Below are 24475 nucleotides of genomic sequence, written 5' to 3' on the forward strand. Positions count from 1 at the left end.
TACATGCTCGGTATGGTTCTTGCCGCAGGAGCGGGACGCCGGCTGCGCCCCTACACCGACACGCTGCCCAAGGCGCTGGTCCCGGTCGATGGGGAAACCACCATTCTGGACATCTCACTGCGTAACCTCGCGGCGTCCGGGATCACCGACATCGTCGTGGTCGTCGGTTACTGCGCCGAAGCGGTACGGGAACGCAAGGAGGCCCTGGAGGAGCGGCACGGAGTCCACCTGCGGCTGGTCCACAACGACAAGGCCGAGGAGTGGAACAACGCCTACTCCCTGTGGACCGCGCGGGACTACTTCTCCGATGGCGTCCTCCTCGTCAACGGGGACACCGTGCATCCGGACACGGTGGAAGAGACACTACTGGCCGCGCGCGGACCGGAACTGCTCCTGGCGGTGGACAACGTCAAAACACTCGGCGACGAGGAGATGAAGGTCACCCTGGACGAGGCGGGTTACCTCACGCGCATCACGAAACGGATGGACCCCGCCCAGGCCGCGGGAGAGTACATCGGCGCCACCCTCATCGACGGCTCCGCGGACGCCCGCGTCGCGGACGCGCTCCGCACCACCTGGGAACGCGACCCCCAGCTCTACTACGAGGACGGTTTCCAGGAACTGGCCGACCGCGGCGGGAAAGTCGCCACCGCCCCCATCGGCAAGGTGGACTGGGTCGAGGTGGACGACCACGATGACCTCAACCGGGCCCGGGAGATCGCATGCCGCTACTAGCCCGCATGGTGTCCTCTCCACTGGCGATCGACGTGCGCCGCGGAGCCGTGGGCTCCCTCGGCTCCGTCCTGGCCGACCGCCGCATCGCCAACGAGGGCCGTATCGCCGTGGCCGTGGGCCCCGGCCAGGGGGCGCAGATCGGCGCCGACCTGGACCTGCCGAACTGTGAGGTCTTCCGGGTGGAGGGCGGCAGTGTCGACGTCGCCAACGACCTCGGGAGGAAGCTCCGCGCCGGCGCCTACGAGGCCGTCGCCGGCATCGGCGGCGGAAAGACCATCGACGTCACCAAGTTCGCCGCGCTGATGGCCGGCATCCCGATGGTGGCGGTGGCCACCAACCTCGCGCACGACGGCATCGCCTCGCCCACCAGTTCCCTGGAGCACGAGAGCGGCAAGGGGTCCTACGGGGTCACCATGCCCACAGCGGTGGTGGTCGACGTCGACTACGTGCAGGCCGGCCCGCAGCGGCTGGTGCGTTCCGGCATCGGCGACGCGGTCAGCAACCTCTCCGCCATAGCCGACTGGGAGCTCGCCGGCCGGGAGCAGGGAGAACCGGTGGACGGGATGGCCGTCACCTTCGCTCGGGTCGCGGCCGAGTCCCTGCTGCACCGTCCGGACTCCGTGGAGTCCGAGGAGTTCCTCGTGGCACTGGCCGAGGCACTGGTGCTCTCCGGGATGGCGATGTCGGTCGCCGGGTCGAGCCGCCCCGCGAGCGGCGGATGCCACGAGCTGGTGCACGCCGTGGACCAGCTGTACCCGGGTACGAGCAACCACGGCGAGCTCGCCGGCCTCGGGGCGCTCTTCATGTACTATCTCCGGGCGCGCTACCACGGTGAGGGCAAGGAGCGGATGGAGGCCGTCCGTTCCTGCCTGCTCCGCCACGAGCTGCCGACCCTGCCCGCCGACATCGGCCTGGACCAGGAGGAGTTCGCGCGGGCCATCGCCTACGCCCCGTCGACCCGGCCGGGGCGCTACACCATCCTCGAACACCTCGCTCTCACGGAGGGAGACATTCGGCGCAGTGTCGGTGACTATGTCAAAACCCTCGGTAGCTGAGGTCCGTGCCGGAGGGCAGCCTCCCGGCGTGAAAGAGCGAACCAACGAGGAGCACTGGGCCGGCCGGTTCTACATGCGCGACATCTCGCCGTATGTGAGCACCGTGTTCGTCCGGCTCGGTGTGCCGCCCAACCCGGTCACCTACCTCATGATGGCCGCCGGGGTGCTCGCCGGCGTGGTACTCGCGTTCGGCGGTCTGGCCTCGGCACTGGCGGCCGCGCTCCTCGTCCAGATCTACCTCCTGCTGGACTGCTCGGACGGGGAGATCGCCCGCTACACGGGCCGGACCAGTGTCGCCGGGATCTACCTCGACCGCATCGGCCACTACCTCGCCGAGATCGCCCTGCTGATCGGTCTGGGTGTGCGCGCGCAGGGGGAGTTCTCCGCCGGCGGATGGGTGGTGGCGGGGATGGCCGCCGCGATCGGTGCCGCCCTGATCAAGGTGGAGACCGACAACGTCACCGTGGCCCGCGCCAAGGCCGGGCTGGGGGAGAAGGTGTCCGACACCGCGTTGCGCCCCCGCTCACCCGCCCTCTCCCTGGCCCGCACCGCGGCCTCGGCGCTGCGGTTCCACCGCGCGATCCAGGCGGTCGAGCTTTCGCTGCTGGTCGTGGTCGCGGCCGTCGCTGACGTCGTCCTGGACGGCTCGACGGCGACCCGGGCGCTCGTCGTCGGGTGTGTCGCGATCGCCGCGGTGCAGACGGTGCTGCACCTGGTGAGTGTGCTGGCTTCCCGCCGGTTGGAGTGAGGCCGCGCCGTCCCGGCCCGAACGGACACGGTGGGCCGGGACGTGCGCCGGTGTCGTTTAGCCCGTTGTTAGCCGTGCCGTGCCACGGTCGTTGCGTCCAGTCAGCCCGTCCACTCGTGAGTTGTTGTGATGTCGAGTTCCGTTCCTTCGCATGCCCCGGACGTGTCCGCGCGTGACGCGGACGCGCACGCGCCTGTTCCCGGGACCGGTTCCCGTAAAGTTGGGGAGAACCGGAACGGTCGCGGAGGTGCACAGCAGATGTTGGTCTCCTGTGTACTGCTGACGATGGGAACCCGCCCCGCCGAGCTCAGACGCGCGGTCGACAGCGTCCTGGAACAGGAGGGGGCGCGCGTCGAGGTGGTCGTCGTGGGAAACGGCGTCGACCTGCCCGAGCTCCCCGAGGGCGCCACGGGTGTGCGGTTGGACGACAACCTCGGCATCCCGGAGGGACGCAACCAGGGGGTCGCCGCCTGCGGGGGCGACGTGGTGCTGTTCCTGGACGACGACGGGTGGTACCGCTCGCGTGACCTGGTGCGCCACATCCGGGACAGGTTCGCCGCCGATCCGGGACTGGGCGTGCTCTCGCTGCGTATCGCCGACCCGGAGGGCGGGCCCGACCAGCGTCGCCACGTGCCGCGCCTGCGCGCGGGCGACCCGCACCGTTCCAGTCGTGTCACCACGTTCCTGGGCGGGGCGAGCGCGATCCGGCGGACGGCCTTCGAGGAGGCGGGCGGCCTTCCCAGCGGGTTCTTCTACGCCCACGAGGAGACCGACCTCGCGTGGCGGATCCTGGATGCCGGATACCACCTGGAGTACGACGCCCAAGCGGTCATGTACCACCCGGCGGTCGCGCCCACCCGGCACAGCGACTTCTACCGCCTCAACGCCCGCAACCGGGTGTGGCTGGCCCGGCGGAACCTGCCGTGGCCCCTGGCCGTGCTCTACCTGGGCAACTGGGTCGTGATCACGGTGCTGCGCGAACGCTCCGGTGGAGCGCTGCGCGCGTGGTTCCGTGGTTTCGCCGAGGGGTGGCGGGAGTCCGCGGGCCCGCGCACCCCGATGCGGTGGTCTACTGTGTGGCGAATGCTGCGGACGGGGCGGCCGCCGGTGGTGTGACCAGGGAGTCGGCGCGGGCGAGAACGCAGTCGAACTCCAGCACCCGGCCGGTGCTCTCCTCCCGGGTCACCGGGAACATGCCGGTGATCTCGAAGCCCGCGCCCTCGTAGGCCGCGATGGCCTCGTTCATCCGCGGCATGCCCTCGTAGATCTGCATGAGCGCCACCTCGGACTGCATCCCGACGAACTCCCGGATCCGCTCGCCAGCCCCGGCGAACGCCTCCAGGTCGTAGCCCTGGGTGTCGAGCTTCAGGTACGGGCGCGGCTCGTCGATGCCGTCGAGGACCTCGTCCAGGATGTTGTCCAGCCGCCGGACGCTGACCTCCTGGCTCTCGATCTTCGAGAACCGCTTGTAGCGCCGGTTCCCGAACTCACTGGGGCCGAGGAGGGAGCTCATCGACCCCGACACCACGTTCATCGTGGTGGAGGTCTCCGTGCTCCCCAACGCGTGGGGGTACACCCACCAGTTCGGGTCCTTGGCCGCGGCGCGGCGCAGTTTCTCCACGATGCCCGGGACCGGCTCGAAGGAGACGATCCGCCCGGTGTAGCCGTGGCGGCGTAGCTGTTTGGCGTACTGCCCGACGTTCGCGCCGACGTCGAGGACACAGTTCGCGCCGTAGTGTTCCAGCAGTGCGGCGACGTGCCGCGCGCCCAGGTAGTTGGCGGCGCTTTTCTGGAACGCGAGTTCCTCCTTCGCGCTGCGCCGTTTGTTCACGACGAGCTGCGCGCCCTCACCGAAGGGGAGGGTGGTGAACCGGTCGTTCTTGTTGCGGGAGAGGAGGGCGGTGCCCGGGCCAAGGTTGGTCACACTGAGACCGAACCTGGGAAGAAGCCCCAGGAGTCGCCTGCGTACGGTAGGCATGCGCACAGGATGCCAAACATTCCCCCGCCATATCCACAGAATCTGAGAACAATCTGAGTTTGGGTGGCCGGAACAGTGGTTAGGGTCCGCGAAACGGCCTGTCCGCCCGGGGGTTCCGGGCGGACAGTAGGCACGACGTGACCGTGACGTGTCACAGCTCGGTGGTGACGTCCTCGAAGTCGAAGCGGGGGAGGCGTTCGAACTCGGGGTGGTCCGGTCCGGGCCGGCCGAGGTTGACCACGACGAACGCCCGCTGCCTACCGTCACCGAAGAACTCCTTGTTCACGGCCTCGGCGTCGAAGCCGGTCATCGGGCCGGCGGCGAGGCCGGCGGCGCGGATGCCGATGAGGAAGTAGCCGGCCTGCAGGGCGGAGTTGAGGCGCGCGTTGTCGGTGCGGAACTGCTCGTCCGCGCCGAACAGGTTCCTGATCCCCTCCTCCCGGGAGGGGAAGAAGCTTCCGGCGCGCTCGTGGAACTCGGTGTCGTAGGACAGGATCGCGGTGAGAGGGGCGGTCCGGGTCTTGGGCTGGTTGCCCTCCATCATGAGCGGCACGAGCCGCTCCCGGCTCTCGGCCGACCGCAGCAGGGTGACGCGCAGCGGCTGGATGTTCATGGAGGTCGGCCCGTACTTGGCGAGGTCGTGGATCGCGCGGATCTGGGCGTCGCTGACCGGCTCCGAGCTGAAGCTGTTCGCGGTCCGGGCCTCGCGGAAGAGCAGGTCCTGCGCGCTGCGGGCGAGTTCGAGCGGTTCGGTGATCTCGGACATGTTTTCCCTCGTCGGACTCGGTTGCGCCGTGTGTCTCACGGACACCCGCACAAACTTATCTTCCTAGGAAACCATTCCGGTTGCGGGGTGCGTGTGCTGTGTCTCACCTGTTGGCGCAGTGCGGAGGCTCCGGGGCCGTCGGGAGCGGGAGGCCGCCCCCGGCGGTCCGCCACAGTTGTCCGGGTACCTCCACCGTCTGGGGAGCGACCTGGTGGCCGGCTTCGGCGCACGCCCACGTCTCCAGCTGCCGCACGAACGCCTCTGCCTGGACCGGCCAGTGGAACGACTCGCGTGCGATCCGGTGCCCGGTGCGGGAGAACCGTTCCCGCAACTGTTGGGAGGAGTGCAGTCGCAGCACCGCCTCGGCGGCGGCAGCGGGGTCGCCGAACGGCACGACCATGCCGCACTCGCCCTGGGGCTGCTGGGTGACCAGGGCGCTCGCGGCCGGGTTGGGCGAGGTCACCACCGGCAGGCCCCGGGCCATGTACTCGACCACCTTCGTCGGCAGGGAGTGGCGGTAGTTCGGCTGGTCGTGCAGCAGGCAGATCCCCGCCGTCGCCCCGTTGATCATGCGCAGCGCCTGGTCGTTGGGAACGAACCCGTACCAGTGGATCGCCTCCTCCTGCTGGGCGGCGCGCAGCATCGGCCGGGTTTCGGTGTCGGACGAACCGATCACCTCCACCCGGATGCCGTGCGGCCGCAGCCGCCGGCCGAGCTCCACGAGCTCGGCCGCGCCGCGCGCTTCCGAGACGTGGCCGAGGTAGGCGACCCGGCCGGTACCCGGTGCTCGTTCCGGTTCGGGCGGAACATAGGTGGTGTTGGGGACCACCGGATGGGTGTGCCGGAACCGCTGGCGGTAGCCCTCCTCCGCGAGCAGGAGGTGCATCCGCCGCTCCGCGTGCCCCTCGAAGCCGCGCACGATCGGTCGCAGGGGGCGCCGCAGCGGCTTGGGCAGCCACGGTTTGCTGAGCAGCGAGGCGGCGGCGTCCTCGTGCACGTCCCACACCGTCGTCGGACGGTTCCGCGGCAGCGCCAGCAACAGCTCCGGGTCGTGGAAGAGCAGGATGTCAGCGGTGGGGGCGTGGTGGGCCAGCACCGCGCGTGCGGCCCGCAGCGCCCCGATCCGCCGTCGGCCCACCGCCCGCGGGACGTCCACCACGGTCAGTTCCGGGTCCGGCGTCACCCCGCGTTCCCGGAAGGGGGCGATGTAGGTGACCGTGTGGCCGGCGTCGAGCAGTGCCCGGATCTGCCGGTGCAGGATGCGCGCGTCCTCGGGGTGGTGGACCACAGTAGCTACGACGGCGTGCATGTGCGCCTCCACCTGCGTCGACCGCCGGGAACGTGTCCGTACCCGGCGTGGTTTCCCAACCTGGCCTCACGTTAGGGAGCGAAGGAAACACCGGGTGAAAAGCAGGGTTACGCACAGGCGTGGGTGAGGTGACGGCTTCTTCCGGGGAGGGCGCGCGAACGAAACCGCGGGTCACGCGCGGGAAGGACGCCACGGCCAGCCGGCGGGAACGCCGCGGGCGGCCCGGAACGTGGCCAGGGCCCCGGACCGCGCCGCGGGGCGGTCCGGGGCGGTGACGCTCGCCCCGACTGCGGGGTGTGCCCCCGCGGGAGCGGTCACAACAGCTGCACGCCGTCCCGGACGATCGGGGAGGTGGTGTGCTGGTCCGCGGTGTCCGGGCCAGAGCGGCGCAGCGTCCCGCGCGTGTCCAGCAGCAGCCGCGCGTTCTCGGTGAGCAGCTTCGGGGCGTAGACCTCGTGCTCGGTGAGCAGGATCGTGAGGTCCGCCTCGGCCATGGCCCCTTCCAGGTCCGTGGTGCGGGGAACGGGGGTGCCGTTCACCGTCCATTCCGCCACGTGCGGGTCGTGGTAGGTCAGGGTCGCGCCCTTGCCCGCGAGTTTGGCGGCGACGGGGCGGGCCGGGGACTCGCGCTGGTCGGCGATGTCGGCCTTGTAGGTGACTCCCAGCAACAGCACCGTGGCCCGCGACAGGGCCAGTCCCGCCTCGTTGAGCAGTTCCTGCGCGCGCTGGGCGACGTAGTTCGGCATGCGCGCGTTGATCTCCTGGGCCAGCTCCACGAACCGGAACGGGTAACCCAGTGTCTTGACCTTGTACGACAGGTAGTTCGGGTCGATGGGGATGCAGTGCCCGCCCACCCCCGGGCCGGGGTAGAAGGCCTGGAACCCGAAGGGTTTGGTGGCGGCGCAGGAGATCGCGTCCCACAGGTCCACGCCGAGTTCCTGGCAGAAGACCGCCATTTCGTTCACGAGGGCGATATTGACGTGCCGGTAGGTGTTTTCCAGTAGTTTGGCCATTTCGGCCTCGCGCGTGCCGCGCGCCTGGACCACCGTGTCGACGAAGGACGAGTAGAACTCCGTGGCCAGTTCGCCGCAGCGTTCCGTCATTCCGCCCACGACTTTCGGGGTGTTGGCGACTCCGAACGCCGGGTTTCCGGGATCGATGCGTTCCGGGGAGAACGCCAGGTGGAAATCCGTTCCGGCGACGAGTCCGGACTCCTCGAGAAGGGGCCGCACGACCTCCTCGGTGGTGCCCGGGTAGGTGGTGGACTCCAGGATCACCAGGGTTCCGGGACGCAGCCGGGGTGCGGCGGAAGCGGCCGCGGCCCGGACGGCGCTGAGGTCGGGTCCGTTCTCCGCGGAGAGCGGTGTGGGGACGCAGATGACGACGGTCCGGGTCGTGGCCAGGACGTCCGGGTCGGTCGTGGCGGTGAACCCGGCGGCTGTCATCTCCTGGATGTCGGCGTCGGTCAGGTCGTCGATGTGCGAGTTCCCGGAGTTCAGTTCCGCGACGACGTCCGCATCGACTTCCAGGCCGGTGACAGTGAGACCCGCTTGGGCCGCCTGGTGGGCCATGGGAAGGCCGACGTAGCCGAGTCCGATCACGACCAGGTCCGGGGCCGCGGTGGTGGCGCCAGAGTCCATGGTGCTTGCCTCGCCTTCGTCTTTCGGTACAAGGAACCGCACGATTCCAGAACTGGTGTGGCAGCAGGCCGGAGTGCTGTTGTGCGTTGCCGCGGAAACGGAGTCACACGCCCTTCCGTGAAGTCCGCGTCCGCGCGGATGAAAACGTGCTTACGGCCGCATTCCCCCGTATATACCGGTTTCGGCGATTCGGGAAAGCGCCATTCCGCGCATGTTCCACCCTAATGTTTTTCCCCCCGCGCGTCCCGGGGGTTTCGGGAAATGTCGACAAGGATTAACTCATGTGCCACGCCGCGTTCCGCCCCTCAAACAGGACCCAGCGGTTTCTCCCCGAGGAGGGCGGAGTACGCGTCGAGGTAGCGCCGCGCCGCGGCGTTCCAGGTGCGCTCCCCGGTGACCCGCGCGCGCCCGGCCCGGCCGTAGCCCGCCCGCAGACGCGCGTCGCGGGCCAGCCGCTCCAGGCACCCGGCGAGTTCCCGGGAGGAGCCCGGATCCACGAGTTCCCCCGTCTCCCCGTGCTCCACGAGCTCCCGGAGGGCCGGCAGGTCGCTGGCCACCACCGGCAGCCCGCCGGCCATCGCCTCGACCGGTTTCAGCGGGGTGACGAGGCGGGTGACCCGCTCGTCCCGGCGCGGCACCGCGAACACGTCCATCGCCGCGTGGTACCGCCGGATCTCCCCGGCGGCCACCCGGCCGGGAAAGTGCGTACTGTCCGCCACCCCGGCCGCGGCCGCGTGGTCCCGCAGCGCGTCCAGTTCCGGACCGTCCCCGACGACCAGGGCGCGGGCGGGAACGCCGCGGCCGCGCAGCAGCGCGACAGCGTCGATCAGGGTGTCCAGCCCCTCGTAGCCGTAGCAGCTCGTCGTGGTCCCCACCACGAACTCCTCGGGTCCGACGCCCCATTCGTCCCGGACCCCGCTGCCGGACGGCAGCGGTTCGAGGAAGCCCTCCTCCACCGCGTTGGGAACGACGAGGACCCTGTCGGGCGCTATCCCCCGCGCCACGATCTCGTCCCGCATCGCGCGGCCCAGAGTCACCACCAGGTCGGCCGCCGACATACACGCGGTCTCCCGGCGGCGCTCCTCTCGGTAGAACGCGTCCGAGGTGCTGCGGGAGGCGTCGCGGGACAGCCACGACTCCTCCAGGAACCCCCGGACCTCGTATACCACCGGGACACCGAACCGGCGTCCCAGTTCCAGCGCCAGCCTCCCGTTGCGGTGGTTGCTGGCGGCGTGCAGCACGTCGGGCCGCAACCGCTCCACGAGCGGCACCGCGCGCCGCACTGAGGAGCGCAGCTCACGCTCACCGTCGGCGGGCGCGAACCACGGCAGCAAGCGGTGGTAGTCCACCCCCTCCACCCGCACGCGGGGGCGGGCGTCGGCGATGCCCTTGGTCAGCGGGTACCCCAGGCGCGTGACCACGTGCGGTTCCATCCCGGAAGCGCGCTGTCCCAGTGCGATGCGGTGCGTCCGCTGCGTGTAGCCGGCGTTGGTGTGCGGCAGGGCGTTGGTGACCAGGTGCAGCACGCGCGTCACCGGAACCGATTGTCCATCGTTCATCGTGTCGTAGCGTGCCGTTCTCCGAACCGGGGTTACCGTGAGATCGGGCCAGCGGCCGGGCGTTTCGGAGGGCAGGGCGCGTCCCGTCGCGAGGGCCACCTCGCGTTCGAGCCGGACGCGGCGCGGGCCCTCCGGGAGTCCGGCGAGGAGTTCCCGCGCTGTCCGGGGTCGCTCCACGGCCAGCGCGAACGCGACCATACGGGCTATGCAGCGGGGGGAGGCACCATGGGCACTGCGGCGGAGCGTATCCAGACTTCCCGTACGGTTCCCGGCGTCCCACAGCGCGTAGACCCGGGCCAGACCGCCGGTACGCAGCAGAACGGCGCGCACGACGCGTCGGAGGCCGCCCGGGCACACGCGCAGCGCCAGCAGCGGAACCCTGGCGGGTTCGCGGCGCAGGTGCCGCCAGGCCAGGGTCGCGGTGAACGAGATCGTTTTCGCGGTGTTGCGCACGGCTGGGCATGGAACCACGCGGAGATGACCTGGCGGTGACACTCCGGCGTCGTGCGCGCGTCGCCCGGGGGATAAGTCTGTTGCCTCCTGTTACGAAGGGAACGTGATGTCGTCAGCACCAGCCGGAAGCCCGTCCGGCGGGATCGTGCACATCGTCGGTGCGCGACCCAACTTCGTTAAGGCCGCCCCGGTGGTGGCCGCCCTGGAGGAACGGGGTGCCCGGCAGTCGGTGGTGCACACCGGACAGCATTACGACGACCGCATGTCCGCTGTTTTCTTCCGCGAACTGGGGCTGCCCCGGCCGGACGTGGACCTCGGCGTGGGGTCGGGGACGCACGCCGAGCAGACCGCCGCCCTCATGGTGCGGCTGGAACAGGAGTTCACCACCCGTTCACCCGAACGTGTTCTCGTCTACGGTGACGTGAACTCGACGCTGGCGGCCGCCCTCGTCGCCGCGAAACTGGGGATCCCGGTGGGACACGTCGAGGCGGGACTGCGTTCGTTCGACTGGTCGATGCCGGAGGAGGCCAACCGCACCCTCACGGACCAGGTCTGCGACATGGCATTCGTGACCAGTCCGGAGGCCGTCGGCCACCTGGCCCGCGAGGGCGTTCCCTCCCACCGGGTGCACTTCGTCGGCAACCCCATGATCGACACGCTGCTGGCCCACCTGGACCGGTTCGACACCCGGGCGCTGCGCGACCGGCTGCACCTGCCCGAGGTCTACACCGCGGCCACCCTGCACCGTCCCGCCAACGTCGACGACCCGGACACCGCCGCGCGTCTGGTCGGTCGGCTGCACGAGATCGCCGACCAGACACCCGTGGTCATGCCGGTCCACCCTCGCGGCCGCGAGGCCCTGGCGGCAGCCGGCCTGGGAGAGCACCCCGGCGTCCACCTGCTGGAACCGCTCGGCTACACCGACTTCGTGACACTGGTGCGCGGCGCGGCCGCGGTGGTCACCGACTCCGGCGGGGTCCAGGAGGAGAGCACCATCCTCGGCGTCCCCTGCCTGACCCTGCGCCCCAACACCGAACGCCCGGTCACCATCACCCACGGCACGAACCGGCTCGTGGCCGAAGCCGAACTCCCCGGCCTGGTGTCCAAGATCCTCGCCGGGGACGCCGCTGCTCGTGACACGGACACACCCCCGCTGTGGGACGGCCACGCGGGAGAACGCATCGCCACCATCCTGAGGGGAACCTCGTGAAACGGCGGGAACAGAGCCAGACCGAACAGCTGCGCCAGGCCCTCTCCGAGCGCGAGGCCCAGCTGCACGAGGCCCAGGCGCGGCTGGCCGCGCTGGAGGGCTCCACGTCCTTCCAGGTCGGTCGGACGCTGACGGCGGCGGCGAAACGCCCCGGCCGCGGCCTCATGACGCTTCCCCGCGACCTCTTCCGCCTGTGGCGCGGCAGTCAGGGAAGCCGCTCCTCCGGCAACCGCTCCAAACCCGGGCCGGTCCGCTCCTACGAGGCACAGCGCCAGGAGGCCCGGCTGCTCACCGGGACCCCCGGCGCCGACGACGGCAGGATCGTCGTCGCCGGGATCCTCTCCCCGGAGGCGCGGGCGGCGCTCGACCCCTACGTGCGGGTCGTACCGCTGCGTTCGCACGACACCCAGGTGGTGTTCGAGTCGGTGGACGTGGACGCGCTGGTCATCACCGCCTCCGCCTCCGCGCCGGGGAGCTCGTGGTCCCACGTCGGCGACCCGGCGGCTGCCGACCGCACACGCGCCCTGCACTGGACCGTGGAGGCCGCCCGGTCCCGCGGCGTGCCCTCCGTCCTGATCGCCGACGCACCCGCACCCCCGGCACTGGCCGCCCTGGACGTCGACCTCCACTACCACGGCGACGTCGGTGTCCCGCTGCACCGCTTCAACCCGGTGGCCGCCGAACCGGAGCGCGACCCCGAGCCGGTCCACGTTCCCACCGCGGGATCGCCCCACCCCGCCACCAGACGGCTGCTGGCGAGCCTGGAGGAGCACGGCACCCGCCCCGCGTCCCCCCGTTGGGAGGAGCTGCCCGCCACGCTGCGCGCCGTCAGCGCGGTGGCCACGGACACACCGGGCCTCGCCCGGCGCGCGACGGCCTGCGGAGCCCGTGCCCTTCTCCTGGGCAGGGACGACGGGGACGGCGACACCAGTGCCGCCCCCCGCCCCCCGGAGGCGCTGCGCACTCTCCGGCCCGGTGCGGGAGGTCCGCACTCCCACCCCGTCGGGGAGGAGCTCGCCCGGCTGCGCGCCCAGGGCCCCCTCACCTCGGAGGAACTCCGTTCGACGCTGCGTCACCTGTTCCTTACCGAGGCCACCCCCGTGCGGCTGGCGGAACTGTTTCGCCAGGTCCAGCTCGCCCCCGGCGCCGGGAATCCCGACCTGCCGTTGCACGACCGTCGGGTGGCGCTGCTCGCCCTTCCGGGCGACGACATCACGTCGCTGAGTCTGGCCGAGGACATCCTCGCCCAGCAGTACCCGCCCGCCGAGGTCGTCGTCCCGCAGGAGTCGGCCCCGTTCACCGGGGTGGAGCGGCTGCGCTCCCACGGCATCCCGGTGCGCACCGCGCCCGTGTCGGTGCCGTCGGCCGCCCCTGGCCCCGACGTGTGGGCGGCCCTGGCACGCGCCGCGGAGTCCCCGTGGGCGGCACTGTGGCGCGAACCCCAGGGGCCGGCGTTCCTGGTCGACGCGTTGTGCGCCGCCGAGTGCTCCGGCGCCGACGCGGTCGGGCCCGCCATCGACTCGTGGCGCCAGGGGGACGCGCCGCACGCCGACGCGGTGGACCAGGCGGCCGCCGACCAGGAGTACGTCTTCGTCAGCGCCATCCGACCGGCACTGGCACGGTGCGAGCTGGTCCGGCGCGGTCTGCAGCCCGGTGTGTGGAACCGGCACGGCGCCCGGCTGCTCGCGCTGAGCCCGCCGCACGGAACCGAGCCCGAAGAGTCGCCCGACCACGCGCGAACCGCGCCGAAAGGGAACACGTGACCAACAACCGACGCGAAGGTCAGCGAGTGAGTGCGAAACCGGCGCCGGGTGGCCGGGTGCGCGAGGAGCAGCGCGGCCGGCCGCTTCGGGCCCTCGTGTACGGCGACGTCGACATGAACATCATCGACGGTTCCGCGGTGTGGGCGCAGTCGATGACCCGTGCCCTGGCGGGCGCCGGCTGCGAGACGACCCTGCTGCTGAAGGCGCCGGTGCGCACCGACCGGCTCACCGCCCCACTGGACGCGACCGAGGGAGTGACCCTGCGGCGGCCGCACGAGGAGGGGCTGCTGTCCGGGTCCGACGGGCGCGGGCTCACCCCGGAGCAGGCGGTCGCCCTGATGCAGCGGCTCGACGCCGAACGCGGCTTTGACGCGATCGTCGTCCGGGGGAAGCGGCTGGCGGAGCAGGCCGCGCAGAACGAGAACCTCGCCGGACGGTTGTGGACCTACCTCACCGACATCCCGCAGAACGTCGGGGAGATGACGGCGACCGTCGTCTCCGAGCTGACCGACATCGCGGAGGCGTCCCGGTTCCTGCTCTGCCAGACCGAGGAGCTGCGGGGCTTCCTGGAGTCCAGCGTCCCGGCGGCCTGCGGCAGGAGCGTCCTCTTCCCTCCCGTCGTGGAGGTACCGGACGAGGCCCTCGGTGACAGCACACCGGCCCAACGGTTGAGGCTCGTCTACACCGGGAAGTTCGCGCCCGCCTGGAACACGCTGGAGATGACCGCCCTGCCCGAGGCGCTGGAGCAGCGCGGTGTCCCGGCGGAGCTGCACATGGTCGGCGACAAGATCCACCGGGACTCGCCCGACTGGGCCAAACGGATGGGCAGGGCGCTGGAGGACACCCCCAACGTGCACTGGCACGGCGGCCAGCCGCGCGCCGAGGCGCTGCGGCTCTCCGCGGGGTGCGACGTCGGCCTGTCCTGGCGCGACCCGGCCATGGACGCCAGCATGGAGCTGTCCACCAAGGTTCTGGAGCTGGGCGCGCTCGGGCTGCCGGTGGTACTCAACCGCACCCCGATGCACGAGGACCTCCTGGGAGCGGACTACCCCCTCTACGCCGGGGACGACGCGGAGTCGGTCGCCGACGCGCTCACGCTCGCCGCGGACCCGGACGTCTACGCGGAGGCGGCCCAGCGCTGCCGGGACGCCGCCGCGCGTTTCAGCCTGGAGAACGCCACCGCGCGGCTGCGGGACTACCTGGAGCAGGCGTGCCCCGGTCCGCCGTCCGGCACCACCCCGCAACGCCCGCTGAAGGTGGTGATCGCCGGGCACGACCTGAAGTTCTTCACCCGCCTGGCCGACTACTTCACCTCGCTGCCGGGGATGGACGTGAAACTGGACCAGTGGGACTCGCTGCGCCACCACGACCAGTACCGCAGCCGCGAACTCGCCGCGTGGGCCGACGTCGTCATCTGCGAGTGGTGCGGACCCAACGCGATCTTCTACGCGCAGCACAAACGCCCCGGACAGCGGCTGCTCGTGCGGTTGCACCGTTTCGAGCTGTACGCCGAGTGGCCGCGGAAACTCGACATCGACAAGATCGACGCGGTGATCTGCGTCAGCCCCCACTACGCGTCACTCACCCGGGAGCTGGCCGGATGGCCGTCCGACAAGGTGGTGCCGCTGCCGAACTGGGTGGACGTCGAGCAGCTGGACCGGCCGAAGCTTCCCGGCGCCGAACACACCCTGGGGATGATCGGGATCGCCCCGTCCCGCAAGCGGTTCGACCGCGCGCTGGAGGTCCTGTCCGAACTGCGCCGCCGCGACTCCCGCTACACCCTCGCCGTGAAGTCGAAACAGCCGTGGGAGTACTGGTGGATCTGGAACCGCCCCGAGGAGCGGGAGTTCTACGAGCGCACCTACCGCCGGATCCAGCGGGACGAGCTCCTCTCCGGCGGGGTGGTGTTCGACCAGTTCGGCCCGGACGTGGCGACCTGGCTGCGCCGGATCGGTTTCGTCCTGTCCACGAGTGACGACGAGAGTTTCCACCTGGCACCGGCCGAGGGTGCGGCTTCCGGCGGCGTCCCGGCGGTGCTGAACTGGCCCGGTGCCGACACGATCTACTCGCGGCAGTGGCTGCACGAGAGCACCACCGAGATGGCGGAGGCGATCCACGGCACCGTCAGCGAGGGACGGTTCGACGAGGCGCGCGCCGCGGCCCGGGAGGAGATCACCGGGAACTACGCGCTGCGCCGCGTGTGCGAACTGTGGACACGGCTGATCGTGGACGGGGAGCGTCCCGCCCAGGTCGACCTGTCCACCTCCGCCGTCACCGCGTGAGGCCGCCGGGTCGCGCGGGAACGGTCCGTAACCACCGTTCCCGCGCGACCCGGCACCGTTGTCAGCCGCACTCCACCTCGGCGTCGCTGGCGGTCTTCCCCTCGACTCCGTCGGGAACGCCGCCGCTGTCGCCGCTGCCCTGGAAACCGTCCCAGTCGCTGGACAGCACCAGCTGCACGGTCTCACCCAGCGCCGGGTTGGACTCCACGGTTGCGGTGCTCAGTTCGTCGGCCAGCGCCTCGGCGTGCTTCTTCTGCCCGTCCCCGTAGTACACCGTCGTCTGGTCGGGCACCTCCCCGCGCGGGTTCCCGGTTCCGGCGACCCGGAAGTCCCGTTCGCGCAGCCCGCCGGAGACCTCCTCGGCGAGCCCGGTGATCCCGGTCGCGTTGATGACCTCCGCGGAGACCTCCTGCGGTTCGACCGAACCGCCGCCACCGTCGCCGTCGCCGCCGCTGTCCTTGTCGTCCTCGGCGAGGCTCTGACCGTTGGCCAACGCGTTGAACAGTTCGTCGGCCGCGGGCTGCGACCACTGCAGCCGGTTCGGGTCGTTGGGGTGGGGGCCGTTGGGGACGGTGACGAACGTGATGTCGTCCATGCTCACCTCGCGCATGGTGATGGCGAGGTCGCTCATGGTGCTCAGGTTGAGCTCGTCGTCGGTGGTGAGGGACTCGGTCACCGACGCGAGGAAGTCGTTGATGTTAGTGGGGCTGGTCAGCATGTCCCCGCTGGTGACCTTCTTCAGCATCGCGCCCATGAAGTCCTGCTGGCGCTTGATGCGGGACAGGTCGCTGCCGTCGCCCTGCCCCTTGCGGGAACGGACGTAGCCCAGGGCGTCCTCACCGTTCAGCGTCTGCTTGCCGGCCTCGAGCTCGAGGCCGCCCGCCTTCTCGTCGGTGACGGGCTCCGGGATGCACATCGGCACGCCGCCGACGGAGTTGACCATGCCCTTGAACCCGGTGAAGTCGACACTGACGAAGTGGTCGATGTGCACACCGGTGAGCTGCTCCACCGTCTTCCACAGGCACTGCATCCCGCCGCTGTTCATCGCCTCGCCGATCATGCCGGTGTGCGCCTCCTGGCCCGGCTTGTTGTCCTTGCCCTCGACCGGGTCGCAGGCGGGCATGGCGACGATGGAGTCGCGCGGGAGGTTGACCAGGTTGGCGCTCTTCTCCTCCGGCAGCAACTGCGCGATGGCCAACGTGTCGGGACGCTCCCCCTCGGCTTCCCCGTAGTCCGCGTTCTCGCCGTCGCGCGCGTCGGAGCCGACGACGAGGATGTTGGTCACCCCCTCGACCTTGGTGGGGCGGTCGCCGAACTTGTCCGTGTTCACGTTCTCCTGGTTCAGGTTGCTGGAAATGTTGTGGTATCCGGCATAGGCGGTCAGGCTGCCGCAGATCACCAGGGCTGTGGTGATGATGGCGACCCAACCGCCGACGGATAGTTTCCGCGACGTGGAACGGGCTCGTGCGGGCGAGTGTTTTCTGGACATCGGGCACCACTAGGTCGGTGTCAGGGGAGGGGCCTGATGTTGCCCGTGAGAGCGGGGGACCCGGGCCGCGCGCCGGCGATCGCCGTGACACGCTCCATATCAAGCCGTGATTGCAGGGTGGTGGGGGAGTCGGTTTCGGGGGTCAACAGCAGGGACGATCCGGTCACGACCGGGCAGAGAGCGGGGGAGAGGTCGTGACCGAGCGTCTGGAGCGGGGCGGACGCTGGTGTGATGATAGCCACTCGGTCAGCCGGTGTCAGCTCCCAGCTGGCGGCGCGATCCCGTGCGGCGGCGGCGATCCCGCCCCCCGTGTGGCTGCCGGCGCTCTCCAGGGCCGCGGCCGCGGGGTCGTCGGCCGCGGGAGGGACGAACTGGTCGGCATACCCGCGCACCTCGACGGTGTAGTCCAACGCGGCGGGCGGGCAGTCGGCCAGCGGAGCACCCAACGGGTGCAGGGAGGTTCCCACCACCTCGCGGGCCCCCGAGTCCAGCCCCGCCTCGATCCGGGAGGCGTCGGTGACGGCGATGTCCGCCTCCGGAACCTCGTCGGCCTCGGGCAGGACCACCGTCGTCCTGGTGGACCAGCACGCCAGCGCCCAGGCCAGGCTCTGCCAGTGCACCGGAAGCGCCAGCGCGACCCGATCGCCCGGTTCGGCGCCGAGGCCGTCCACGAGCATGTTCGCCGTTTTGGAGACCCAGTTGTCGACGGTGGCGTAGGACAGTTCCACCCGGCCGTCGGTGTCACCGTCATAGGCCGTGACGAACGGGCGCGCCGGATCCGCGGCCACGGCGGAGCGCCACAGCTGCGCGGGGGTTTCCGTACCCACGGGTAGCTCCCACTTCTCGGATCGGTGACGTGGTCCCACCACAGGGGCGGACGCCGCACATGCTACTTGCGGGTTCGGCGATGCTCACATCGGGAGCGGACGAGGAGGAAGCGTACGGGACCGCTGTCGTCCCTCACACCGTTTCGGTGGGTTCGTGCGTCTTTCCCGTGGTGAGAAACGCCACGGACACGAGACGTCAAGGACCCTCCCGAGGGGTTCCATCGGGACGCGGGCGGCGCGTGCCGATGGAACAGTCCGCCCCGGAAACCCGGGAGGCCCCCGCTGGTAAGGGAGGAACCCACCACGTCGCCGGTGGGAAGCCGGGTTCCCGCCCTCGCGGGACGGCGAAACCAGATGCGGGCGTTGTCCCCGCGCACGGGAGTGCCGCCCCCGGTGAGCGGGTTGGTAGATTCACGGGGCGGACCCATGCCGACGCCGCAACTCCGGTCGAAGGGAAGCTCCGTGGTCGACCCCGCACCCCTGCAGAACGGCGACCCCGCACGGCTGGGCCGGTTCGGCCTCCTCGGCCGCCTCGGAACGGGCGGGCAGGGCGTGGTCTATCTCGGCCAGGACCACGACGGCTCCCGCGTCGCAGTGAAAACCCTGAACGACCAGGGGACGAACGACCCCGACCTGCGTCAGCGGTTCCGTCGGGAGGCCGAGGCGGCCCAGCGTGTGGCGTCGTTCTGCACGGCGGCCGTCCTGGAGGCGGACCTCGACTCGGCCCCGCCCTACATCGCGAGCGAGTACGTGGACGGCCCCTCCCTGCAACGCCGGGTGGAGGAACACGGGCCGCTGTCCGGCGGGGAACTGAACCGGGTGGCGGTCGCCACCCTCACCGCCCTCGTCGCGATCCACGAGGCCGGAATCGTCCACCGGGACCTCAAACCCGCCAACGTGCTGCTGGGTCAGGGCGGTGCACGGGTGATCGACTTCGGCGTCGCCCAGGTCGCCGCGGGGGCGGGCACCCTCACGAACTCCTCGATCGGTACCCCCGCCTACATGGCGCCGGAACAGATCTCCGGCGACCCGGTCAGCCCGGCCAGCGACGTGTTCGCCTGGGGCTCGGTGATGGTCTACGCCGCCACCGGCCGCACCCCCTTTCCCGGAGACCAGGTGCCGGCGATCCTCCACCGGATCCTCAACGGTGAGCCCGAACTGGACGGACTCCCGGAGACCCTGCGTCCCCTGGTCGCCAGCGCGCTCGCCAAGGACCCGAACCAGCGCGTCTCCGCCACCGACGCGCTGATGGCGCTACTCGGCAAACGCGAGTACCCCGCCGTCGCCGCTGCCGGTGCGGCGGGTGCCGGAGGGGCCGCCGGAGCACAGACCGCACCGGCACCCACCGTCGCCGACGCGGGCGGCCCGCCCACCGCGGTCGAAACGGCTCGGGGGCGTTCCGGGCGCCGACGCGGCGCCGGAAAGTGGGTGCTGGGCGTGGTGGTCGCGATGCTGCTGCTCGCGGCCGCGTTCGGCGGGCTGATGCTCGGGCGCGACCTGGGCGGCGCCCCGCAGGCCGGGACTGGGGGAGAGTCCAGTCCCGGCTCCTCCAACAACACGGAATCCCCGCCGCCGACCGGCACCACGACGGGCGGCTCACCCGACGAGACGACCGAGACCCCGTCCGACGACGACACCGCCCCGCCACGGGAGCCCGCCACGTTCGACGCCTCCTACGACGGGGACTGGGCGGGATACGGCGGAACCGAGGAGTACCAGCTCGACATCAGCGAGGGAGACCGGGAGGCCACCCTCGAGGGCGACGACTGCGAGTACGACCTCGTCCTCACCGACACGTCCGGTACGGGCTACGACGCCGCCGCGACCTCCGCCGATCCCGACGAGGAACAGTGCGCGCGCCCTGACAGCGCGCACCTAGAGCAGCGGGGCGGTGTCGTCACCGTCGAGCTGGGCGGCGACCCCGACGCGGAAACCGTGACCCTGCGCCAGGAGAACTAGGGTCCCGGCCGTTTCGGTAGCTGGCGCGGTGCCCCGAGTGCCCGATGCCCGCGCCGGACGAGGACACCGGCCTCATCCCCACGTGCGTGGGGCTCACGCCACCACCCGCCTGACGCTGCCCAACGGCGCCGGTCCATCCCCACGTGCGTGGGGCTCACCAGCGCGCTGGCGGCCCTGGCGATCGGGCTGTAGGTCCATCCCCACGTGCGTGGGGCTCACACCAGCTCCAGGCGCCACAGCTCCGCCCGGGTAGGTCCATCCCCACGTGCGTGGGGCTCACGTCACCGCCTACGACCTCAGACAGGTCATCACCGGTCCATCCCCACGTGCGTGGGGCTCACGCACATGTTGGTGTTTTCGCTCACGGGTTCCCCGGTCCATCCCCACGTGCGTGGGGCTCACCTGGATTACGTGACCACGGCGCTGCGGATCTGGGGTCCATCCCCACGTGCGTGGGGCTCACCCTTCGCCACCTGCAACAATGCGTGGCGTTATTCTTTTGCAACCCCATATGGCCGGTATTCCGGTGAATGCGGTCAGGATCTGACCGTACCGTTCCGCTGCTATCAACACACCCCCATGAGAGCACGGAAAACCGACCACTCCCGGGGGCGCCAAGTAGAAGGCAGGAGCAGCCGGGAACGACAGTGGGGGCGTGTGCGGCCTCAGCCCACACACGCCCCCACTTGCGCGCCCGACCGGCGACGCGCATAACCATTGGGGTCTATTCCTGGAGTTCGACCGGGATCCAGTCGGTCAGGGTGCGGGGGTTGGCGTGGCGCACCGGGCCACCCCTGACGGGTCGTACGAGGACCTCACCCCGATCCGTGCCGGGCTGGGGTGTGTGGCCGGTGACCACGTGCACGGTGGAACCGGCCGCGTGCAGCCGTACCCGCAGTCCCACGGGCCACCGCGCACGCAGATACGACAGATCCCCATGGCACAGGCGCTCCACCGTGTCGGGGTGCACGGTAACCGTGCGGGCGTCGCCGACCGTGTCACGGGGAGCGATCCGCAGCATCCCGTCAACCTGCTGTGTGACCACATCCCACGGGGTGAGGCCGTCGGGCTCCCCGCAGAACCGCACCCACATGCCGGGTTCCCACCCGGGCTCTACTCCTCGCACAGGCCACCACCTCCCCCAACCTCGCGCTGGTGAGAGATCGCCCCCGTGTCCCTGTCGCTCCCGTCGGTGTCGTGGTCCTCCTCGCCGAGCCAGGCGTCCAGCCGGTCGCGCAGCGCGAGGATGGTCGCGCGGACCTGGTTGAGCCAGAACGCGTGGCCCTCGGTCGCCTGGACGAGCTGCTCCACCAGGTCACGTAGCTCTTGGCGTTCCTGCGGGGTGAGATTCACGCCTGACCACCCCCGTCCTGGTGGTGGATGGCGGCCAGCAGGGTGTGGACATCGTCCGGGAGGAACCGGCGATGCCCGCCCGGAGTGACCACCACCGGGGACAAGCGCCCCTCACGCACCCAGACGTTGACAGTCGAGGTGGTCACACCGAAGACCTCGGCGACATCACCCGGACGCAGCAACGGGGCGGGCCAGCTGTGGGGGATACTCACCGGACCACCCCCACACGGTTCTTCTGCTCGCGCTGGGACAGCCACTGGCGCACCAGCGGGGACAACTCCGCGCGCACGTCGTCCAACCCGTCCTCGTAGGTCGGCGGGGCGGAAGGTTCCGGCATGGTGGCAGCACCGCAGGCCGGGCAGTGCCCCTGTTCCTCCCGCTGTTGGCGGTGGCGCTCGTACTCGGTCACGTAGGGCCGCACGGGGCTGTGCTCCTCGGGATCGAGTGCCTCGGGTTCGGGAAGCGGGTGAGTCAGTGGCTCCGGGAGTACTTCCGACGCTCTCGACGGCGGCACAGTGAAGCGGCGTGCCGCCGCCCGGCGGCGAGGCGCAAGCGGCACCGCAACGCGCGGTTCCAGCCGCTGGTAGCGATCCCGATGCCGCGTGGGCGGGAACAGGGCGATAGCCAGCATCAAGAGCAGCGTCCACAGGGACGCGAGGTTACGCATAGCTCACCTCGTGTAGTTGGCGGCTGGTTAGGCCGCTGGGTTCTGGTACTGCCCATATACTGCCTCCTTGCTTCCATATTTTCAATACAAAGATTTAGATAGATGATCTACTGCTCTCAAAAGTTTGGTTGAAGGGGTGATCTACCATCGCGGCACGACGAACACGGCGATACCAGGGGGAGCGTGCTGTGGCTGACAGGCAGAGTCCAGCTGTCCGAAGAAGACGGCTGTCTGCTGAATTGAAACGCTTGCGTGAGGAGTCGGGCTTCACAGCAGAGCAGGTGGGAGAACGCCTTGGCTGGTCACGAGGCCGCCTCACCAACATGGAACTCAACAAGTGGAAACGACCGGACCCAACGATCGTTCGTGCGTTGGCCGAGCTGTACAAAGCTCCTAAGGAAACCGCTCAGGCCCTGGAGACACTGGCTCGGCAGTCTCGCGAAAAGGGATGGTGGGTGCGCTACTCCGACGTGTTCACCGACTCCTACGTCGCGTTCGAAGCCGAGGCGGCAGCCATCTCCACCTACCAGTCGATGGTCGTACCAGGGCTGCTACAAGGACACAGCCACCTACTCCCAGGACCCGGCCGTGAACCAACGCGCGGTTGAAGCGCGCATGGAACGCCAAGAGATCCTTGACCGCGAGGATGCCCCCAAGTTCTGGGCAGTCATCGACGAGGCAGTCTTGTTGCGCCCGGCCGGTGGCACCGATGTGATGCGCGGCCAGATCGAAAAACTCGTGCGGCTGTCCGAGGAGGCGAACGGGATCAAGATCCAGGTGCTTCCTCTTGAAGTGGGACTGCATCCGGGAACGACGGGTGCGTTCACGATCCTGGACTTCGCCGAAGCGATCGACCCGTCAATCGTCTACGTGGAGAGCCGCACGGACGGCCTTTACTTCGACGACCCCGCCGAGGTCGAGATTCACCGTGAAGCGTGGGACGACATCCGGGTAAGGGCCATGCATCCTGAAGCATCAGCTGAATATATGGTGCAACTGGCCAGGAAGAAGTACGAGTAGGAAGCCCCATGTGCCAGAACCAGAACCTGTACTTCCGCAAGTCCAGCTACAGCGCCACTCGCAACGAGTGCGTTGAGGTAGCGGATGCCCCCGCATTGCATGCTGTTCGCGACTCGACACGTCCCGAAGCTGGACACCTCGACTTCTCGTCAACTGCGTGGAAGGCATTCATCGAGGCGATCAAGACCGATAGGCTGTAAGGCCGACACATAGCTATGGCCCCGAAACAACATCGGGGCCATAGCTGTACCAGAACCACTTGCACCTTACCCCGTCCCGGCGACATTCAGCTATGCGCCCGCCGGGGGCTGCTGCTGCCGTTCTACGGCTGAGTCCCTTTGCCGTTGCAGGCATCACACCGGGTGGAGTTCCCTCACCCAACCTGGGCCTGGGCGATCAAGGGGGTCCATCCCCGCGTGCGCGGGGAGTATGGTAACAACAGGGCGGGGGAAGAAACCGCCCGGGTCCATCCCCGCGTGCGCGGGGAGTATCCTCTTTGACCTGGTCTTCTAGGGCGCGCGCATGCCCGTGTGTGCAACTTCTGGATATTCAGACATAGCACGCACACCCCTCACAAACGGATTCCTGCCAGGTGGAGCGGCATCCACCACCGCGGCAAGGCCAGGAGACCATAACTGTCCTCACGGCGCATGCCCTGCCGATCACGCCCCCGCGCGATCCCGTCGGGATACCGAGGCCGAGAACGCGACCAGACTCCCGCCCGTGTGTGCACCCGTTGCCAGTACAGCTCACAGGTGGTCTCGCTCGGCCCCATCCCCACGTGCGTGGGGATCACGCGTGGCCTCGCTGGGTACCTCGCCCGCGGGAGCCAGCCGGCCATCGTTGATCTGGGCGGCGATGTCGTCGGCGATTTGCAGGTATACCAGCGTCGCTGGTGTCGCCCCCTGCCGCGCCCACCCATAGTCCTCACGTTTCCCGTAAGCTCCTGTACGTGAGTGATAGTGCCGGAGGTGCTTCCACGCTGCCGCTGCACTCAGTGTCGGTAGCCGGAGCGGTGGTACGTGACGACGGATGCCTCCTCGCGATCCGCCGTGCTGACAACGGAACCTGGGAGTTGCCGGGCGGAGTGCTGGAAACCGCTGAGGCCCCGGAGGACGGTGTTGTCCGCGAGGTCTGGGAGGAGACCGGGATCGAGGTCGAGGTGGATCGGCTCACCGGGGTGTACAAGAACACCACACGCGGCGTTCTCGCCCTCGTGTTCCGGTGCGCGCCAATTCGCGGGGTCGCGCGCCCCTCCGGGGAGTCGACCGCTGTCGCCTGGCTGACGACCGACCAGGTGGCCACCCGCATGTCCGAGGTGTACGCCGTCCGCCTCCTGGACGCCCTCGACCGCACTGGCCCCCACGTACGTACCCACGACGGGCGGACCCTGGCCCCGACACGGTGACCACCGTGCCCGCCCCGCCTCTGGTTCACCCCCGCGCGTGGGGAGCATGCGTTCACCGAGGAGCAGATGGGTGCGGCGTGGGGTCCATCCCCGCGCACGCGGGGAGCATCCGCAGTGGCTGCGACCGTCTCCGGGTCCATCCTCACGGGCGTGGGGATCACGGCCAGCTGCAACTCCTCCAGCCGACGCACCGCGGTCCATCCCCACGTGCGTGGGGATCACGTGACGCTGCGTCCCGCCGCTTCTGCGAGGTC

23 protein-coding genes and 1 CRISPR repeat array are annotated in these 24475 nt (G+C 70.0%); of the genes, 12 read left to right on the forward strand and 11 right to left on the reverse strand.

The annotated features are described in order from the left end of the window. The first annotated feature begins 3 nt into the window (after positions 1-3). From FHX37_RS01285 to FHX37_RS01300, 4 genes are all read left to right on the forward strand, one after another. Positions 4-735, forward strand: a complete 732-nt coding sequence (locus FHX37_RS01285) for a phosphocholine cytidylyltransferase family protein (RefSeq protein WP_141921647.1) — start codon at positions 4-6, stop codon at positions 733-735. A gap of 5 nt (positions 736-740) precedes the next feature. Next, positions 741-1790 carry an iron-containing alcohol dehydrogenase family protein gene (locus tag FHX37_RS01290; protein ID WP_141924940.1) on the forward strand — a complete coding sequence of 350 codons (1050 nt, stop codon included), beginning with the start codon at positions 741-743 and terminating at the stop codon, positions 1788-1790. Then, positions 1768-2538 carry a CDP-alcohol phosphatidyltransferase family protein gene (locus tag FHX37_RS01295; RefSeq protein WP_141921648.1) on the forward strand — a complete coding sequence of 257 codons (771 nt, stop codon included), beginning with the start codon at positions 1768-1770 and terminating at the stop codon, positions 2536-2538. Before FHX37_RS01290 ends, FHX37_RS01295 begins: the two co-directional genes overlap by 23 nt. A 258-nt stretch (positions 2539-2796) precedes the next feature. Then, complete coding sequence (locus tag FHX37_RS01300) at positions 2797-3654, forward strand: glycosyltransferase family 2 protein (protein ID WP_141921649.1); 858 nt, start codon at positions 2797-2799, stop codon at positions 3652-3654. On the opposite strand, the gene FHX37_RS01305 is transcribed toward FHX37_RS01300, so the two are convergent. From FHX37_RS01305 to FHX37_RS01325, 5 genes are all read right to left on the reverse strand, one after another. Then, positions 3608-4516 carry an FkbM family methyltransferase gene (locus FHX37_RS01305; protein ID WP_141921650.1) on the reverse strand — a complete coding sequence of 303 codons (909 nt, stop codon included), beginning with the start codon at positions 4514-4516 and terminating at the stop codon, positions 3608-3610. The genes FHX37_RS01300 and FHX37_RS01305 overlap by 47 nt on opposite strands. 151 nt (positions 4517-4667) lie before the next feature. Next, positions 4668-5282 (reverse strand): malonic semialdehyde reductase, encoded by a 615-nt coding sequence (locus tag FHX37_RS01310; protein ID WP_141921651.1) that lies wholly within the window; start codon positions 5280-5282, stop codon positions 4668-4670. 103 nt (positions 5283-5385) lie between these two features. Further along, a complete protein-coding gene (locus FHX37_RS01315) occupies positions 5386-6591 on the reverse strand; it encodes a glycosyltransferase family 4 protein (RefSeq protein ID WP_141921652.1) in 1206 nt (401 codons plus the stop codon). Positions 6592-6905: 314 nt separating this feature from the next. Further along, positions 6906-8231: a nucleotide sugar dehydrogenase gene (locus tag FHX37_RS01320; RefSeq protein ID WP_141921653.1), complete on the reverse strand. Its 1326-nt coding sequence runs from the start codon at positions 8229-8231 to the stop codon at positions 6906-6908. Between the two features lie 305 nt (positions 8232-8536). After that, complete coding sequence (locus tag FHX37_RS01325) at positions 8537-10243, reverse strand: glycosyltransferase family 4 protein (protein WP_246061995.1); 1707 nt, start codon at positions 10241-10243, stop codon at positions 8537-8539. A gap of 103 nt (positions 10244-10346) precedes the next feature. Here FHX37_RS01325 and wecB point away from each other — a divergent pair, with 103 nt between their 5' ends. From wecB to FHX37_RS01340, 3 genes are all read left to right on the forward strand, one after another. Beyond that, positions 10347-11453: a non-hydrolyzing UDP-N-acetylglucosamine 2-epimerase gene (gene wecB / locus FHX37_RS01330; RefSeq protein ID WP_141921654.1), complete on the forward strand. Its 1107-nt coding sequence runs from the start codon at positions 10347-10349 to the stop codon at positions 11451-11453. After that, positions 11450-13216, forward strand: a complete 1767-nt coding sequence (locus FHX37_RS01335) for a hypothetical protein (protein ID WP_141921655.1) — start codon at positions 11450-11452, stop codon at positions 13214-13216. The genes wecB and FHX37_RS01335 overlap by 4 nt, the downstream gene beginning before the upstream one ends. Before the next feature lie 113 nt (positions 13217-13329). Then, positions 13330-15498, forward strand: a complete 2169-nt coding sequence (locus tag FHX37_RS01340; protein WP_141924942.1) for a glycosyltransferase family 4 protein — start codon at positions 13330-13332, stop codon at positions 15496-15498. Between the two features lie 61 nt (positions 15499-15559). Here the strand turns inward: FHX37_RS01340 and FHX37_RS01345 are convergent, their stop codons facing one another. Continuing rightward, positions 15560-16987: an LCP family protein gene (locus tag FHX37_RS01345; RefSeq protein WP_141921656.1), complete on the reverse strand. Its 1428-nt coding sequence runs from the start codon at positions 16985-16987 to the stop codon at positions 15560-15562. A 20-nt stretch (positions 16988-17007) separates the two neighbouring features. After that, positions 17008-17814, reverse strand: coding sequence for a TIGR03089 family protein (locus tag FHX37_RS01350; protein ID WP_141921657.1), 807 nt, complete (start codon positions 17812-17814; stop codon positions 17008-17010). A 462-nt stretch (positions 17815-18276) separates the two neighbouring features. Between FHX37_RS01350 and FHX37_RS23380 the strand changes: the two genes are divergently transcribed. Next, positions 18277-19773: a serine/threonine-protein kinase gene (locus FHX37_RS23380; RefSeq protein WP_246061996.1), complete on the forward strand. Its 1497-nt coding sequence runs from the start codon at positions 18277-18279 to the stop codon at positions 19771-19773. A 69-nt stretch (positions 19774-19842) separates the two neighbouring features. After that, a CRISPR array of direct repeats spans positions 19843-20236; the repeat unit is 28 nt; unit sequence GGTCCATCCCCACGTGCGTGGGGCTCAC. 261 nt (positions 20237-20497) lie between these two features. Here FHX37_RS23380 and FHX37_RS01365 read toward each other — a convergent pair. The 4 genes from FHX37_RS01365 to FHX37_RS01380 are packed head-to-tail and all read right to left on the reverse strand — an operon-like array spanning position 20498 to position 21793. Further along, complete coding sequence (locus tag FHX37_RS01365) at positions 20498-20899, reverse strand: hypothetical protein (RefSeq protein WP_141921659.1); 402 nt, start codon at positions 20897-20899, stop codon at positions 20498-20500. Next, positions 20887-21126, reverse strand: coding sequence for a hypothetical protein (locus FHX37_RS01370; protein WP_141921660.1), 240 nt, complete (start codon positions 21124-21126; stop codon positions 20887-20889). Before FHX37_RS01370 ends, FHX37_RS01365 begins: the two co-directional genes overlap by 13 nt. Further along, positions 21123-21338, reverse strand: a complete 216-nt coding sequence (locus tag FHX37_RS01375) for a MerR family transcriptional regulator (protein ID WP_141921661.1) — start codon at positions 21336-21338, stop codon at positions 21123-21125. Before FHX37_RS01375 ends, FHX37_RS01370 begins: the two co-directional genes overlap by 4 nt. Then, a complete protein-coding gene (locus FHX37_RS01380; RefSeq protein ID WP_141921662.1) occupies positions 21335-21793 on the reverse strand; it encodes a hypothetical protein in 459 nt (152 codons plus the stop codon). Before FHX37_RS01380 ends, FHX37_RS01375 begins: the two co-directional genes overlap by 4 nt. Before the next feature lie 281 nt (positions 21794-22074). Between FHX37_RS01380 and FHX37_RS23385 the strand changes: the two genes are divergently transcribed. The 4 genes from FHX37_RS23385 (at position 22075) to FHX37_RS01400 (ending at position 24221) form a co-directional block, all read left to right on the forward strand. Further along, on the forward strand, positions 22075-22401 hold the full coding sequence (locus tag FHX37_RS23385) for a helix-turn-helix domain-containing protein (protein WP_246061997.1): 327 nt from the start codon (positions 22075-22077) through the stop codon (positions 22399-22401). Next, the gene (locus tag FHX37_RS23390) at positions 22382-22813 is read left to right on the forward strand and encodes a DUF5753 domain-containing protein (RefSeq protein WP_246061998.1); all 432 of its coding nucleotides are present in this window, start codon (positions 22382-22384) and stop codon (positions 22811-22813) included. The genes FHX37_RS23385 and FHX37_RS23390 overlap by 20 nt, the downstream gene beginning before the upstream one ends. Positions 22814-22821: 8 nt before the next feature. Further along, the gene (locus FHX37_RS01390) at positions 22822-23013 is read left to right on the forward strand and encodes a DUF397 domain-containing protein (RefSeq protein WP_141921663.1); all 192 of its coding nucleotides are present in this window, start codon (positions 22822-22824) and stop codon (positions 23011-23013) included. 752 nt (positions 23014-23765) lie between these two features. Next, the gene (locus FHX37_RS01400) at positions 23766-24221 is read left to right on the forward strand and encodes an NUDIX hydrolase (RefSeq protein ID WP_394344464.1); all 456 of its coding nucleotides are present in this window, start codon (positions 23766-23768) and stop codon (positions 24219-24221) included. The last annotated feature ends 254 nt before the right edge of the window (positions 24222-24475 follow it).

The organism is Haloactinospora alba (genome assembly GCF_006717075.1).
GTDB classification, from domain to species: domain Bacteria; phylum Actinomycetota; class Actinomycetes; order Streptosporangiales; family Streptosporangiaceae; genus Haloactinospora; species Haloactinospora alba.